We start from the raw sequence: 15,168 nt of genomic DNA, 5'->3' as shown, positions 1-15,168 counted from the left end.
TAATCTGACGCGGGCCCATCTCATACCACCGGAGTTTTTCACACTGTGTCATGCGACACTGTGCGCTTATGCGGTATTAACAGTCGTTTCCAACTGTTATCCCCCAGTATGAGGCAGGTTGCCCACGCGTTACTCACCCGTCCGCCACTAACTTTACTCAAGCTTCGACCGAAGTCTCTGCTGCGAGCAAAATCCGTTCGACTTGCATGTGTTAGGCACGCCGCCAGCGTTCATCCTGAGCCAGGATCGAACTCTCACGTTTAAAAGTTTGATCTGGTCAGAACTTAAGCTTGGCTTTTGTTCTGTCCGTTATTTACTATTTTCGTTCTGAATAATTCTTTATTGAGCGGTCTTGCGAATTACTTCGTAATTCCCAAGCTTTTGCTATCGCAAAATGAATGATTAAGTAAGCATCTTTTAGTAAGCAAGCTTACACAAGCTACTTACTTAATCATTCGCCCTGCTCAATGCTTTTTGGAATTTTTCAGGGTTGCATTACTGTTTATTTGTCAATGTGCTGGAGCTTGTAATCCGCTCCACTGCTGCATTTGCGGTTGTTGTGTTCTGTCGCGTCAGCAGCAACGAATACAAATATACCATCCACTCACTTTCATGTCAACAACTTTTTTTAATCTTTTTCAAAAATTTTATTTTCTGTTCGATTGAAACATATGTTCTTGCGTAGTATCATGTTAATTGTACAAACATATATTCGAAACACACTTTCACCCAAACTCAACCTTTACTTATGTGAATGTATGAATTATCGAATGATATTTCAGAAATACGCACTACTCTGCGCATTTCGTGAGAATATGATACAAGTACAAATAGGAGGAATCCATGCCAAGAGCAGACAGAGCAAGCCAATTCATGCCTTTTGCCGCCCTGAAAGGTTTTGAAGATACCTTGCGTGAAAAAGAACGTATAGAAGTTCCCCAAATAATTCTTACAGAAGAAACACTGGAATACCTTGATCATCAATTATCAATTCTTAAAGTCGGCGATATGGTCACCATAGTCTATTATGACTCAGGCTGCTATATCAAGAAGACCGGGCTGATATCCAGAATAAAAACAGATGCAAGATATCTTACAGTTGTAACAACAGATATAAGTTTTGACAGTATAAAAGAAATTAGGTGTTAAAGAAAACCACTTTAAATGATTATGAATGTAGCAAAACACTACTCACCTGACATACATCAAAGTTGATTTTCTAAACGCTGTTATAATCCTGAGAATAGCAGAATAAATAATTCCTAAACTATAAATAAACACCGCAGTATTGGTCTTTTTGATAAAGACAAAACAGCAGATTGCCATAAATACATCGATAATACCATGTGCGAATTTTAACTTAAAATTTTTTGCTCCATTATTTCTCGCCTCATTAGCTCGCAGTATCTCAACAAGTCCGGAAAAAGCATGAATGCCGGCAAGATATATCAGGATATAGATTTTGGGAACATTTGTAAGCGACAGGGTAAACGCTGCAAAGTCAAACAGGATGACCCCTTTATAAAGAGACACTTTTCCCCCAACCATGTATCTTGCCATGGTAAAAAAATATATCAGCGTCTTTATTCCTGCGATCATTAGGCCAAATCCCAGTATTGTCAGGATAACTGCGTACGCATAATTCGGATATAAGATCAATAATACCGCCACCGCAATAGATATTATCCCGCTGATCACGCTATTAATTCTTTGTAAATACGTCATAGCCCCAAACCTTTCTCTTTGTTTACCACCTTAGAAAAGCCTGCCAATTTACTGCCCGATTCATAGATTTCATTTGTAACCATGCCCTTTTGTGAAAGAGCACCTTCAATAAACTTACCGATGAAGGTATCCCCTTTCTCATCTTTTCCGGCATTTATATATTCATCCTGATATTTTTTTATATCAAAACTCTCTATCTCACAGCCAGACAATTCCTGTCCAAATTGTTTCCAATCATCATTGGCAATGAGTTGCCTTTTACAAATGATTTCCCTTATCCTATCACCATATTTCTCAAGGACCGACTCATCATACATATTTTTATCAAAACCAAACATTGTGCCATTTAAAAATTTCATGGCTCTTACCATCTGAGCAAAAGCACGTTCATAATCGTGCGGATTATCTTTGATTATCACATCATAATCCCCCCATGCAGGGAGATATCTGTATTTTGCAAAGGAATAATCAGGAAAATGGCCAGCTCTTCCATGTCCGAGATTCATTATTGAATTTTCGTTCCCCTGATAAAGACTATTAGTATACAATCCCTGTTCAAGATCATCCGCAGCAGACGGATTATGCCTGAACTTAACTTTTCTCTCTATCTCCTTCCCGTCTTTTTCAATGTACTCATAAAACTCATTGTCGACATTATTGATAACAAGTGACGGTGTTCCGGCAAAATTAGCATGTGCCCAGGTATCCGCCAAGACATGCATTGCTATTCCAATATGCTGCAAACTCTTATCCTTCGCATTCTCTACCGTCTTAACCACCAAATCTCCATTAGGTCCGCAAATGAGCCGATATTTGCTCATATAACGTTTAGAACGTTTCTCTTTTTTAGCATAAAGATCTTTTGGCAAAAAATGAAATGACGACCATATTCTAGTGATATCCTGTAGCCCAAGTATATCGACCCTTGCATCCATCATTTCAAGTTGAAGCTGCGTAGTTGCCGCATTCTTTGGCGCTTTAATCTTTTCCAGAATCGTCCTTGAACAATAATCAACAAATTGCGCACTATAACAGATGCCCATGCTTTCCTCATGAGAAAAACCGGACAAAAAAGCTGCACAATATGTGGCATAATAATGAAAATCTTCCTGCATAGACTATTCCTAACCAAATTGTTTTCTTATTTTCCCAACTTTATATGTGGAAATGATCAAATCAAACAGCGAAACAATCACAGTAATATCAACTAGCATTGATGCAATAATAGTATTAGAAATATTTCCTTCTTTGAATCCAATAAAATAAAACGGAAAAAACACTATATTCATGATTAAAATGATATATGCTCTCACCAAAAAACCTTTTTTATTTTTCGTTCCTTTAGCATACTTTATTGCGCTACTCCCCATGCGGAAATGGAATAATAAAATTAGTCCCATAAAAGCAAAAAAAATGATTAAAGTCAGATAATCCTCCACTTCCACTGTATCAATCGCCAACAGTTCCGCTATTGTCTGCTGACCTACCAGAAGTGGCAATATCACCTTAATGATTGACCATACGCCAAAAATAATCATGGCCTGTCCACCAAGTTCAATATTCTTATTATATTTTCTTAAAGAAATCTCTAATTCTTTATCCATATCTCCCACCAGGTGCACTAAATATGTTGTTCGACCACAATCACGTATTCTAAAATAATTTCAAAAAACTCGCATGTACTTCTGTTTTCATGTAACAATGAATAATCCGATTATTTAAATCTGCCGTGATAAATACTTCAATTTATGGAAATATTTAATATCATTCGTTATTATATTCATCCGAGTCATTCCATAACAATTTTCTTGCATATTCCTACATTTTAATTGTACCCTCTGACAATTTTTATGTACAACATATAATGACGCTTTTACAAAAAAATAAGAATTTCTTTCCGATATTTTTATCGCATTTAAATTTATTATATTTATATAAACATTAGATTATTCATTAGTTAACATCTACAGTGTAGTTTATAATAATACAGTAACATTTATTAGAATAATACGTTTATTGCCTTTTTACTTTTTCTGTTACGCTTATGAAAAAAAAATCCGAATCAAAAACCAAAAGAAAATATATACTAATTCAATATGGTATCAATTTTCTGATCATTTTTGCTATCATGATTGGCATTATAACCGGCTTGTCATACGTAGGATTCAGTGCACAGGCATTAACAACAGAATGTGAAACAGCTTACTCAGAAGCCCAGGAAATAACCGAGACAATTGAAATTATCCGGAATCATGAGCAGCTTTTAAAAGTATGGTTAGAGCACCCCGAGACTTTAACAAGCGAATACTGGCAGCAAAACAGTGATATTTTAGACTTGATAGATCAGAGCGATTCCGATTTTGATGCTTCAATGCTTTCACCTGAAAAAGAAGGAACCCGCGCACAATTATTCTATGCCAGTTTATTGTTCGACAACTTTACAGACTCCTTTAATTATGCTCATGATCTTGAGCCAGCCTCTCTGGATGGTCCATTTTTGCTTGCCAAAATAGACGAAGGACAGTACCAAGTATGTATCGATAGCTCAGCAAAGCATCTTGCACTAGGAGAAATAGTAGCTGTCGTAAGTAGTCACGAAATACAAAGCTCAGAAGACGATGATTTAAGCCCCGCAATAAACAATACCGTCGCCATAGCAGAACAAAACGGCGAAACCCTGGCTGCCGTTGTATATCCCATCAAATCTGATGAAAAAATAGTAGGTTTAGTTGCAATTACAATTGAAAAAAATTTCATAGCAAGAACAAACTTTAAACTTGCAAGTACAATACTTAGCTTCATGATTATTATGGCGATACTTTTGGGAATAGTACTCCTTCTTCGTCTGTATCATATGATAGTGAAGCCACTTTCCAAAGTGCAAAAAGGGCTTGAAAACTACACCAATGACCTTGATACAATTAAACTTGTATCGCAAATGAAAAGCATAACCTCTACAAATGAAATTGGAATACTTGCTAAAAATATAGAAACAATGGTAAAAAAAATCCATTCCTACACCGTTGAAACAACTGCTCTTGCTGCAGAAAAAAGCAAAATTGAATCAGAGCTTTCTTTAGCTTCAAACATTCAAAGTTCAAGGCTGCCTACCAATTTCCCAGATAGCAGTATTGAAAAGAGAGTTGAAATCTTTGCTTCCATGGCTCCTGCAAAAGAAGTAGGCGGCGATCTCTATGATTTCTTTTTTATCGATGATGATCACTTAGCATTTGTAATAGCTGATGTTTCCGGCAAAGGAATACCCGCCGCTCTTTTCATGATGGAAGCCAAAACCATAATAAAAGATAAATCATCCTTAGGGAAATCTCCCGCAGTGATATTATCTGAAGTAAATGCCCAGCTTCTTGAACATAACAAAGAAAAACTCTTTATCACCACATGGCTCCTTATCATAGAGTTATCTACCGGAATAGCTGTTGAAGCAAATGCAGGACACGAAAAACCAACATTATGCCACCTTGATGGTAAATTTGAACTTATAAAAAATAAACATTCACTAGCACTGGGGCTCTCTAAAAAAATTACAATCAAAGACAATGAATGGCAACTCACCCCAGGCGATAAAATTTTTGTCTATACCGATGGTGTTACAGAAGCGACCAATGAAAATGAAGAGTTGTTTGGCTCAGAAAGGCTGATAGATACACTTAATCAAGTTACTGATAAAAACCCAAAGGAAATAATAGAACATGTAAAAAGCTCTATCGATGAGTTTGTGGGAACAGCTCCCCAATTCGACGATATTACCATGTTGGTCTTTACATACAATGGACCTTATAATGCGTAATAAAATGCCACAAATCACAGTTTTGACCAGATGGAGGACTATTTCATGAGTGAACTTAACATTGAAGAAAAGAAAAACGGAAAAGAATTAATAGTCTCACTTAGTGGGCGTATCGACACCATAACTTCCATACACTTTTCCGAAGTGATAAATGAAAAAACTCTTCAAGGCATAACATCTCTAATTCTTGAAATGAAAGATGTAAGCTACGTTTCTTCTGCCGGCTTAAGAGTCCTTATTTTGGCCCAACAGATTATGGACCAACAGGGAACTATGGTTATAAAAAACCTCAGCCCCGATATAAAAGAAGTCTTTGATGACGTAGGTTTTTCAGATTTTATGACATTTGAAAATGATTGAATCAAACGGAGGCTGCTATGAAGCTAATTGATACATTCCCCACTAATAAAATCGGAAATTTATCATATCGTGTCGGCAGAGTATTCCCATTCGGCGCAACTTTAGATTCGGAAAATGGAGTAAATTTCAGCATCTATTCAAAAGAAGCAACCGGTTGTACACTGGTTCTTTTCCACCACGGACAGGATGAACCCTGGATTGAGATTCCATTCCCTGAAGAGTTCAGAATAGGCAATGTTTATACGATGATGGTATTTGGCATTGATATTGAAACCACTGAATACGGTTATCGTTTCGATGGGCCTTATGACCCTGCCAAGGGACTTTTATATGACAAAAACAAGATTCTTCTCGATCCATATGCAAAATCAATTTCAGGAAGAACCATTTGGGGAAAGCCACCTAAAGACAGTAATCCGTTCCAGCATCGTGGTCAGATTGTCTGCGAAGACTACCTTTGGAATGGCGATAAGCCTCTTGAGATTGATTCAAGCAAACTGATTATATATGAACTGCATGTACGTTCTTTTACCGCCAATCCAAACAGTGGCGTAAGACGTAAAGGTACTTTTGCAGGTCTTACTGAAAAAATACCATATTTAAAAGACCTCGGTGTAAACTGCGTAGAACTCATGCCAATCTTTGAATTTGACGAATTTGAAAATTCAAGAGAATACAATGGGCATCCATTATATAACTATTGGGGTTATTCAACAGTCGGCTTCTTTGCGCCCAAAGCAGGCTATGCCGCATCTGCACCTTTTGGCATGGAGGTTGACGAGCTTAAAAATCTCATAAAACAGTTCCATCTAAACGGTATTGAAGTAGTGCTTGATGTCGTATTTAATCACACCGCTGAAGGTAATGAAAACGGCCCTTATATCTCTTATCGTGGTATAGATAACAGAACCTATTACCTTCTGACTCCTGAAGGATATTATTATAATTTTAGTGGTTGTGGAAACACAATGAACTGCAATAACCCTGTTGTGAGAAATGTGGTACTGGATTGCCTTAGATACTGGGTAAGCTCTTTCCACGTAGATGGTTTCAGATTCGATCTTGCTTCAATCTTATCAAGAGACAAAACAGGCGCTCCAATGATGAATCCGCCACTTCTTGACAGTATTGCCAATGATTCGGTTCTGGGAAAGACACTTCTCATAGCAGAAGCATGGGATGCCGGTGGTTTATACCAGATTGGCACTTTCAGATCCTGGGGAAAATGGGCTGAATGGAATGGAAAATACAGAGACTGTGTCAGAAAATTCATAAAAGGCAGCGCAGAAAATGCACCTGAACTATATTGGAGAATCCGTGGTTCATCAGATATCTACGGGAATGGCAATTCCGAAGCATCTATCAATTTTATCACATGCCATGACGGATTTACTCTCTATGACCTTGTTTCATATAATGACAAGCACAATGAAGCAAATGGCGAAGAAAACAGAGATGGCAACAATGATAATGACAGTTGGAACTGCGGTCAGGAAGGCGAGACAAACGATAAAAATATCATCGAACTAAGAAAACGCCAAATGAAAAATATGCTTACTATCCTACTGACAAGTCGCGGTATTCCAATGCTTTTGTCCGGTGACGAATTTGCCAACACTCAATACGGCAACAACAATGCCTATTGTCAGGACAGCGAACTTTCATGGATTGACTGGTCTTTTCTTGAAAAAAACAAAGAATTGTTCAAATATGTAAAAAAACTGATTTCTTTGAGAAAAAAACATCCTGCGCTTTGCACAAATGCTTTTGATGAAGGTTATAACAGCACCGGTTACCCTGAATTCTCGCTTCATGGGCTTTCTCCATGGCAGCTGGATGAATGTGCTCCGGGTCTCGCTTTTGCCTATATGTATGCTGAAGACGGCGAAAAATACAAAACCGGAAAAAGCACATTCATATACATTGTGGTAAATGCTCATTGGGAAGATCATGATTTTGGACTTCCAATCGTGCCGGAAGGATATAAATGGAAAATATATGTAGATTCAGGCGATTCAAAATATAATGGCAGTGAGTATATACATATGTGTCCCAGATCCACCGCAATACTAATTGCACAGTAATAAGCATCGCATTTTCAAAGGGTTAGTGGTTTTCTCAATCCACTAACCCCTCTGTTATCTTATGGATATTCTTAGTTTTTCCCTATCTCTCTTATGAGATTTACCATCTCTATTGCCCCTTGTGCACACTCAAATCCTTTATTTCCTGCTTTAGTACCTGCTCGTTCAATTGCCTGCTCAATAGTATCTGTTGTCAACACTCCGAACATGACAGGAATCTTTGCTTCAAGTCCAACCTGAGCGATTCCCTTTGAAACCTCAGCACAGACATAATCATAATGAGATGTTGCTCCTCTAATAACCGCTCCAAGGCAAATAATTGCATCATATTTTCCTGTATCTGCCATCTTACGCGCAATAAGAGGGATTTCAAAAGCACCCGGGACCCACGCTACTTCTATATCATCATCGTTGACATTCTCTCTTTTTAACCCATCAATCGCTCCTCCAAGAAGCTTGTTTGTGATAAACTCATTAAATCTTGCTACTACTATTCCCACCTTAATGCTCTCTGATACTAAATTTCCTTCATATACTCTCATTTTCATATCCTCCTTAAATTCCAAGAATGTGTCCCATTCTTGCTTTTTTAGTTTTTAGGTAAAAGACATCAAATCTGTTCGCATCTATCTCAATCGGTACTCTCTCACTAATTTCCATCCCATAATCTTCTAGCTGATATACTTTGTCAGGATTATTTGTCAAAAGTTTTAGTGAACGGACACCTAAATCTCTAAGAATCTGAGCACCTACATAGTATTCCCTTAAATCTCCGGGAAATCCAAGTGCAAGGTTAGCATCAAGCGTATCCATTCCGCCATCCTGAAGCTTATATGCCCTTAGCTTATTTACAAGCCCTATTCCACGGCCTTCCTGCCTCATATATAAAAGAATTCCACGGCCATTTTGCGATATCATCTCCATAGCTTTTTCAAACTGCTGACCACAATCACATCTCATAGACCCAAAAACATCTCCTGTAAGACACTCAGAATGAACACGGCAGAGCACTTCTTCACCACTTCCAATGTCACCATTAACAAGCGCAACATGATGCTCTCCGTTGATCTTGTTGATATAGCAGTGAGCCATAAAGTAACCATATTTTGTCGGCATTTTCACTATAGATACGCATTCCACAAGCTTGTCATATATCTTTCTGTACTCAGCTATGTCCGCAATGGTTATCATTGTTATGCCTTCATTCTTGGCAAAGTTTTCAAGTTCCTTGCGTCTCATCATGCTTCCGTCCTCAGACATAATCTCGCAACAAAGACCACATTCTTTTAAGCCTGCAAGACGCATAAGATCAACTGTTGCCTCCGTATGTCCTGCTCTTACAAGAACTCCACCATCTTTTGCGATAAGCGGAAACATATGCCCCGGTCGTCTAAAATCAGCTGCAGTAACATCAGACTCCACCATCTTCCTTGCTGTCAATCCACGTTCAGCTGCGGATATTCCGGTAGTAGTATCTTTATAGTCCACAGATACAGTAAATGCTGTTTCGTGATTGTCAGTATTATCTTCAACCATAGGGAAAAGCCCCATAACTCCGGCGATTTTCTTACTTACAGGCATGCATATAAGCCCTTTTGCCTTACATGCCATGTAATTTACATTTTCTGTAGTCGCAAATTCTGCAGCGCAGATTAGATCCCCTTCGTTTTCCCTGTCTTCATCGTCCATTACAAGTACAAGTTTTCCAGCTCTTAGATCGTTAAGCGCTTTCTCAACAAGATTTTTATCCATACATTACCTCCCAAAAATCCTTTTTTCCTTCAGACTTTGATAAAAATGAATATACATATTTCCCGATGATATCATTCTCGAGGTTAACAACACTTCCAGCCCGCTTTTCTTTTAAAATAGTTCTTTCTAGTGTATGTGGTATTATTGACACACTGAAGCTACTTGTAGTAACCAAAGCAACCGTAAGACTGATTCCATCTATTGCTATTGAACCTTTTTCAACTATTCCGTTGAGGATATTACTATCGGCAGTTATCTCGTACCAAACTGCATTTCCATCACACCTGGTGGCTTTAATCCGCCCTGTGCCATCTATATGTCCTGATACAATATGCCCCCCAAATCTCCCATTAGATGGCATTGCTCTCTCAAGATTAACCAAACTTCCCACCCGCAAGTCTCCCAAACTCGACCTGGAATAAGTCTCATTCATAACATCAACCGTAAAACTTTTTTCATTAAAACTAACCACCGTAAGACACACACCGTTTACAGCAATACTATCACCAAGCTGAACATCCGAAAGTACTTTATCAGCTCCAATAACCATCTGGCTGTTTGCACTCCCTCTGTTAACTGACTTAATCTTGCCAATTTCTTCTATTATTCCTGTGAACATTGATATACCACCTCATTTTCTATTAAAATATCCTGTCCAACCTTTGTTATGCTGCCGGTGACAAGCTGTATCGCATTATCAGGTATATCTATTCCTTCACCTTCCACAGGTGTTTTTGCATGTCCGCCAAATATCTTCGGAGCCATAAAAATTTGGATTTCATCCACTATTTTTTCCTTCAGCGCACTATAGTTTAATGTTGCTCCACCTTCAAGAAGAATGCTATCAATCCCCATTGCCCCGAGTGATTTCATGAGCTCTTGTAAATCAACAACTCCTCCTTTCTCAGGTAACTGAAGACCCATGCATCCCAGGTTTTCATATTGTTTAATTTTCTCTTCATCACTTACACATGTAGCTATTATGGTTTTATTATTTACTGCGTCAACAACCACCTGCGCATCAAGCGGTGTTGTAAGCTTTGTATCGCATATTATCCTGATTGGATTCTTATGTTCTTTATCCAGTCTGCATGTAAGTAACGGATCGTCTGCTTTTACAGTTCCTACTCCGACCATGATTGCTGTCAATCTGCTTCTTATTTCGTGAACTTTTCGTCTTGATTCATCGCAACTAATCCATCGTGAAGCTCCAGTTCTAGTCGCTATTTTCCCATCTGAAGTCATAGCATATTTCATAACCACATAAGGTAGTTTCGTAGTAATATATTTATTAAAAATCCTGTTTAGCTTTACTACTTCATCTTCTAAAACGCCCACTATCACTTCAATCCCGTGCTCTTTTAGAATTTGTACTCCTTTGCCTGCAACAATAGGATTAACATCAAGTGTGCCAACCACAACCTTTTTAATTCCGCTCTCAATTATCGCTTCCGTGCAAGGAGGAGTCTTCCCATAATGGCAACACGGCTCAAGTGTCACATATATGGATGCTCCCTTAGGATCTTCGCTGCAGTTTTTAAGCGCATTGCGCTCTGCATGCAATTCTCCATACTTCTCATGATAGCCCTCAGCAATAATCCGCCCATCCTTTACAATGACTGCTCCTACCATTGGATTAGGACTCACAAACCCCGCTCCTTTTTTAGCCAATTCAATGGCCCTTCTCATATAATATTCGTCATTCATCCCCATCCTCCAAAACTTTTCATCAAAACAAGAAAAAATGTCGCTCACACCATTCTCGCGCCGATCGCGGTCTAATTTATGCAACATATTTTCATTAAAAAAGGTGCCTTGAACATTTAAATTCAAGGCACCCAATATGCTTATCATCAATCACTCAGATAAATAGTAAGTGTTTTTTATTCAATAGGATTTGCAAAACAATTTCCACTTAAACAAAAAATCCCTGAGAACATAAAATATTCCCAGGGATACTATCCATAAGCTATTACTCTTCTCTCATCCAGACTATACTGTCGGCCTCGGAATCTCACCGAATCATGCCATAAGGCTCGCGGGCTATACCGCCGGTAGGGAATTACACCCTGCCCTGAAGAAAATCTATTCAATTGTTTAAAATTGTAAAGTATTAAATCGTATATGTCAACTGTTCATTTTTCAAGTGGCAACAATGCTACTTTGCCAACAATAAAAAGCTCAATTATAAGCATAGTCCCCACAAAAATACTGGCATTTGAAAAATCATCACGAATATTAAGTAAAATAGCTGCTGCAAGAATTGGAATCGAAATTATTCTACAAATTATAATGAGCATATTTTTTTGCTTCTTATTATCGAAATTCACCACACTGATAACAAGTCCCAAACTCACACATAGTGTAAGTGTTGCAATCGCAGCGCCCTTACCCGTACCTCCGGTTCCATATAAATAGAAAAAACCTGCAACTTGAACAGCAACAGCTATTACCCCAACCCAAAACGTTTTCAGAAGACTATCACTCTTTGTTTTCCCGTCAGGAATTAGTGAATAAAACCTAAATACTCCGATAATAAACAGAAGTGTCCCCACAGCAAACAAAACCCATCCAAAGATTCCCATTTGATCAGGCATAATCCCAAAGCATAACACTCCAACGACTGCCAGCACAGCACATTTTATAATTTCCCCGATTGTCAATTTGCCTTTATCTTCATTCATGCACTAATTACCTCCCGCATACAATTCATTATATCGGAATATTACAAACAAAGACAGGCGTAATGTACTATTTTTCTGCATTAACAATCATTATGCCCGCTGCAACAAGCACAAGCGCCAATATCCCGTTTAATGAAAAAGCCTCTTTGTTTTCCCCTAGAAACAACGCAGATAATAAAACTCCCATTACAGGGTTAATGAAACCAAATATGGATACTCGACTGACCGGATTATGCTTAAGAAGCACTCCCCAAAGGGTATACGCACCCGCTGAAATAAATCCCATGTAAATAAGATTGTATGCACAGGATGCACTACAAAAGACAAGACTACCCCCCATAAAAAGCCCAATAAGATAAAGAACGGCTCCTCCAAACATAAACTGATATCCGCTTAGGATTACAGGATTCTCATATTTTGAAAAAATCTTAATACAGCATGAAGAAAAAGCATAAAAGAGCGCTGCTATAAGCATTGCTCCCTCTCCCTGAAAAGTAATTGCACCACCTGAAGTTAACGCACTAAAGCCACCTAAAATCACGATTATTCCTGAAAAGCCAATAATACAACCTACTAGTTTTTTAATAGAAAGCTTTTCTAAACGAAATATGTACACCGCTATGATTATTGCAAGAAAATTCCCTGAAGCGTTAATTATAGAACCCCTCACACCACTAATATACGCAAGTGACATAAAGAAGAAAAAATATTGCCCTATTGTCTGTAAAAGTGATAGCACCGCTATATATCTAACGGATTCTTTCTTCGGGAAAAGAATCTTCTTTGATATTACAGAACCAAAGACTATTGTCATCGCCCCAGCCAGAATAAATCTTGCACCCGCAAGCATTATCCTTGATGCCGTATCTTCCGGAGGAATTCTAAACAGGTCATACGCTATTTTTATTGCAGGAGAAGCACTTCCCCACAGCACGCAGCAAAATAATGCCGTAAAAAAAGTAACAGGAAAATAAGTCCAAATGCTCTTTTTAAAACTTTCACTCATTATTCTTGCCTCTTCGTTTTATACATCAGCCTTAAATTGCTTTCCCAAGAAAACTTTGAACAAAATAAAGGCAACCACAACAGTAATCATATCTGATATACACTGTGACATAATTACACCGTTTAATCCAGCTATTTTTGACATAATAAATATTACCGGTAAAAAAACTATTCCCTGTCTGCAAGCTGACAAAATGAATGCCCCGGTAGCCTTGCCGGTAGATTGAAATGTAACAATGATAATTAAGCATATTCCCATGAGAGGCATACCAAGAAGTTGCCATCTAAGTATACTTATGCCAAGGCTTATAAGTTCAGGATCATTTAAGAAATGTGAAATCAATCCTCTTGCTAGAATTGACAATATCACGAGGAAAGCAACTCCACAACCTCCGGTTACAGCTAATCCAAAACCAATTATCTTCTTTAATCTATCCCTTAACCCTGCACCATAATTATATCCAATAAATGGCTGACCACCAAATGCCAGTCCCACGATAACAAGAAGCGCTATGTTTACAATTTTAAGCACGATTCCCATAACTGCTATGGAATCATCCCCATATGGTTGTAAAAATCTGTTAGTTAATGTAATACCGATTGTCTGCATAAGGTTCGTAATACTAGAAGGAAGACCTATCGCAAGCACGCTGGCAAAACTAGCCCCATCAAGACTTAATAGTCTTATATCCAAAGAAAGGACTTTACTCTTCTTTGCAATGCAATAAGAAAAAAATACGCAAGTAACAATATAGCCTAACACCGTTGCAATAGCAGCTCCTGCCGCTCCAAGTCCTAAGCCAAAGATAAATACAGGATCAAGTATAATATTCACAACTGTTCCAATTACAGATCCTATCATGGATTCAAAAGACATCCCTTCAGCTCTAAGCAGATTAGAAGGTACAAGAGAAAATATAACAAAAGTCGAACCCAAAACTAACCACGAATAGTAGTTATTTGCATATTCATAAGTCTGAGTTGTTGCGCCAAGTAATATAAGCACTTGTTTTTTAAACAGCAACATGAATATTGTAAAAATAATTCCTGTTACAATCGATACATAAAAACAGAATGTACTCTTTTTCCTGGCTTCTTCTACATTATGAGTACCAAGAATTCTTGAAATTACTGAACTTCCTCCAATTCCGAAAATATCTCCTATTGCCAAAAGCAATGTAAATAATGGTGCGCATAATGATATGCCAGCAATAAGATTGGTATTTCCTGTAAGCGCAATAAAGTAAGTATCCACCAGGTTATATACCAGAGTTACGATCATACCCATCACAACAGGAAGCGCCATTTTCATATAAGCTTTTGGAATTGGCGCTTTCTCAAATAATTCATTCTGCATTTCAGCTATTCCTCTCTGTAACAATAGTAAAAAATCCATAACCCCTACGGACTATGGATAAAAAATAATCTATCTACAATTCTTCTTTGACTCGTACCTTCAAAACCGAACACTGACTAATCTAAATCCTTTTTCCCTATACATCTTATCTTTTGGATAAGCCCTCGACCTATTAGTACACATCAGCTGAACGTGTTACCACGCTTACACCTTGTGCCTATCTTACCTCGTACTCTCCAAGGGGTCTTACTGCTTTCGCAGGGATATCTCATCTTGAGGGGGGCTTCACGCTTAGATGCCTTCAGCGTTTATCCCTTCCGGACGTGGCTACCCAGCCTTATGCATCTGGCGATGCAGCTGATACACCAGCGGTCCGTCCATCCCGGTCCTCTC

14 protein-coding genes, 2 rRNA genes and 1 riboswitch are annotated in these 15,168 nt (G+C 38.2%); of the genes, 4 read left to right on the top strand and 12 right to left on the bottom strand.

Annotated features, from left to right (window positions below; genetic code table 11):
- Positions 1-262 (bottom strand): 16S ribosomal RNA (locus BM086_RS19760); the annotation flags it as partial.
- A 581-nt stretch (positions 263-843) separates the two neighbouring features.
- Between BM086_RS19760 and BM086_RS19755 the strand changes: the two genes are divergently transcribed.
- Complete coding sequence (locus tag BM086_RS19755) at positions 844-1,149, top strand: YolD-like family protein (protein WP_092331974.1); 306 nt, start codon at positions 844-846, stop codon at positions 1,147-1,149.
- A gap of 42 nt (positions 1,150-1,191) precedes the next feature.
- Here the strand turns inward: BM086_RS19755 and BM086_RS19750 are convergent, their stop codons facing one another.
- The 3 genes from BM086_RS19750 to BM086_RS19740 are packed head-to-tail and all read right to left on the bottom strand — an operon-like array spanning position 1,192 to position 3,329.
- On the bottom strand, positions 1,192-1,725 hold the full coding sequence (locus tag BM086_RS19750) for a DUF308 domain-containing protein (RefSeq protein ID WP_092331970.1): 534 nt from the start codon (positions 1,723-1,725) through the stop codon (positions 1,192-1,194).
- Complete coding sequence (locus tag BM086_RS19745) at positions 1,722-2,840, bottom strand: DUF6765 family protein (RefSeq protein WP_092331965.1); 1,119 nt, start codon at positions 2,838-2,840, stop codon at positions 1,722-1,724. Before BM086_RS19745 ends, BM086_RS19750 begins: the two co-directional genes overlap by 4 nt.
- Positions 2,841-2,849: 9 nt before the next feature.
- Positions 2,850-3,329, bottom strand: a complete 480-nt coding sequence (locus BM086_RS19740) for a hypothetical protein (protein WP_092331961.1) — start codon at positions 3,327-3,329, stop codon at positions 2,850-2,852.
- Positions 3,330-3,769: 440 nt separating this feature from the next.
- On the opposite strand from BM086_RS19740, the gene BM086_RS19735 reads away from it, so the two are divergent.
- From BM086_RS19735 to glgX, 3 genes are read left to right on the top strand one after another with little or no spacing between them, the layout of a single operon-like run.
- Positions 3,770-5,533, top strand: a complete 1,764-nt coding sequence (locus BM086_RS19735) for a PP2C family protein-serine/threonine phosphatase (protein WP_092331957.1) — start codon at positions 3,770-3,772, stop codon at positions 5,531-5,533.
- Positions 5,534-5,578: 45 nt separating this feature from the next.
- Complete coding sequence (locus tag BM086_RS19730; RefSeq protein WP_175560400.1) at positions 5,579-5,893, top strand: STAS domain-containing protein; 315 nt, start codon at positions 5,579-5,581, stop codon at positions 5,891-5,893.
- 17 nt (positions 5,894-5,910) lie between these two features.
- Positions 5,911-7,977, top strand: coding sequence for a glycogen debranching protein GlgX (gene glgX / locus BM086_RS19725; protein ID WP_092331948.1), 2,067 nt, complete (start codon positions 5,911-5,913; stop codon positions 7,975-7,977).
- Positions 7,978-8,048: 71 nt separating this feature from the next.
- On the opposite strand, the gene ribH is transcribed toward glgX, so the two are convergent.
- The 8 genes from ribH to BM086_RS19685 all read right to left on the bottom strand — a co-directional run.
- Positions 8,049-8,519, bottom strand: coding sequence for a 6,7-dimethyl-8-ribityllumazine synthase (gene ribH / locus BM086_RS19720; protein WP_092331943.1), 471 nt, complete (start codon positions 8,517-8,519; stop codon positions 8,049-8,051).
- Between the two features lie 13 nt (positions 8,520-8,532).
- Entirely contained in the window at positions 8,533-9,729 is a 1,197-nt protein-coding gene (locus BM086_RS19715; protein WP_092331939.1) for a bifunctional 3,4-dihydroxy-2-butanone-4-phosphate synthase/GTP cyclohydrolase II, read from the bottom strand.
- Positions 9,722-10,348 carry a riboflavin synthase gene (gene ribE, locus BM086_RS19710; protein WP_092331931.1) on the bottom strand — a complete coding sequence of 209 codons (627 nt, stop codon included), beginning with the start codon at positions 10,346-10,348 and terminating at the stop codon, positions 9,722-9,724. Before ribE ends, BM086_RS19715 begins: the two co-directional genes overlap by 8 nt.
- Complete coding sequence (ribD, locus tag BM086_RS19705; protein WP_092331927.1) at positions 10,333-11,436, bottom strand: bifunctional diaminohydroxyphosphoribosylaminopyrimidine deaminase/5-amino-6-(5-phosphoribosylamino)uracil reductase RibD; 1,104 nt, start codon at positions 11,434-11,436, stop codon at positions 10,333-10,335. Before ribD ends, ribE begins: the two co-directional genes overlap by 16 nt.
- Positions 11,437-11,700: 264 nt before the next feature.
- A riboswitch (FMN riboswitch) is annotated at positions 11,701-11,815 on the bottom strand.
- Between the two features lie 49 nt (positions 11,816-11,864).
- Positions 11,865-12,413: a hypothetical protein gene (locus tag BM086_RS19700; RefSeq protein ID WP_092331923.1), complete on the bottom strand. Its 549-nt coding sequence runs from the start codon at positions 12,411-12,413 to the stop codon at positions 11,865-11,867.
- A 67-nt stretch (positions 12,414-12,480) separates the two neighbouring features.
- Positions 12,481-13,419 (bottom strand): DMT family transporter, encoded by a 939-nt coding sequence (locus tag BM086_RS19695; protein ID WP_092331919.1) that lies wholly within the window; start codon positions 13,417-13,419, stop codon positions 12,481-12,483.
- An 18-nt stretch (positions 13,420-13,437) separates the two neighbouring features.
- Positions 13,438-14,775 carry an MATE family efflux transporter gene (locus BM086_RS19690; protein ID WP_092331914.1) on the bottom strand — a complete coding sequence of 446 codons (1,338 nt, stop codon included), beginning with the start codon at positions 14,773-14,775 and terminating at the stop codon, positions 13,438-13,440.
- A 152-nt stretch (positions 14,776-14,927) separates the two neighbouring features.
- A 23S ribosomal RNA gene (locus BM086_RS19685) occupies positions 14,928-15,168 on the bottom strand; the annotation flags it as partial.

The organism is Butyrivibrio sp. YAB3001 (assembly GCF_900112195.1).
Taxonomy (GTDB): Bacteria; Bacillota; Clostridia; order Lachnospirales; family Lachnospiraceae; genus Butyrivibrio.
Note: the sequence above shows the minus strand (reverse complement) of the source record. Positions and strands in the feature narration are given on the sequence as shown.

Bases quoted from the DNA above. Each gene is read 5' to 3' on its own strand.
- glgX (WP_092331948.1), top strand. From the start codon at position 5,911: ATGAAGCTAATTGATACATTCCCCACTAATAAAATCGGAAATTTATCA.
- BM086_RS19715 (WP_092331939.1), bottom strand. From the start codon at position 9,729: ATGGATAAAAATCTTGTTGAGAAAGCGCTTAACGATCTAAGAGCTGGA.
- BM086_RS19740 (WP_092331961.1), bottom strand. From the start codon at position 3,329: ATGGATAAAGAATTAGAGATTTCTTTAAGAAAATATAATAAGAATATT.
- BM086_RS19690 (WP_092331914.1), bottom strand. From the start codon at position 14,775: ATGCAGAATGAATTATTTGAGAAAGCGCCAATTCCAAAAGCTTATATG.
- BM086_RS19745 (WP_092331965.1), bottom strand. From the start codon at position 2,840: ATGCAGGAAGATTTTCATTATTATGCCACATATTGTGCAGCTTTTTTG.
- BM086_RS19750 (WP_092331970.1), bottom strand. From the start codon at position 1,725: ATGACGTATTTACAAAGAATTAATAGCGTGATCAGCGGGATAATATCT.
- BM086_RS19730 (WP_175560400.1), top strand. From the start codon at position 5,579: ATGAGTGAACTTAACATTGAAGAAAAGAAAAACGGAAAAGAATTAATA.
- BM086_RS19735 (WP_092331957.1), top strand. From the start codon at position 3,770: ATGAAAAAAAAATCCGAATCAAAAACCAAAAGAAAATATATACTAATT.
- BM086_RS19695 (WP_092331919.1), bottom strand. From the start codon at position 13,419: ATGAGTGAAAGTTTTAAAAAGAGCATTTGGACTTATTTTCCTGTTACT.
- ribD (WP_092331927.1), bottom strand. From the start codon at position 11,436: ATGAATGACGAATATTATATGAGAAGGGCCATTGAATTGGCTAAAAAA.
- BM086_RS19700 (WP_092331923.1), bottom strand. From the start codon at position 12,413: ATGAATGAAGATAAAGGCAAATTGACAATCGGGGAAATTATAAAATGT.
- ribE (WP_092331931.1), bottom strand. From the start codon at position 10,348: ATGTTCACAGGAATAATAGAAGAAATTGGCAAGATTAAGTCAGTTAAC.
- ribH (WP_092331943.1), bottom strand. From the start codon at position 8,519: ATGAGAGTATATGAAGGAAATTTAGTATCAGAGAGCATTAAGGTGGGA.
- BM086_RS19755 (WP_092331974.1), top strand. From the start codon at position 844: ATGCCAAGAGCAGACAGAGCAAGCCAATTCATGCCTTTTGCCGCCCTG.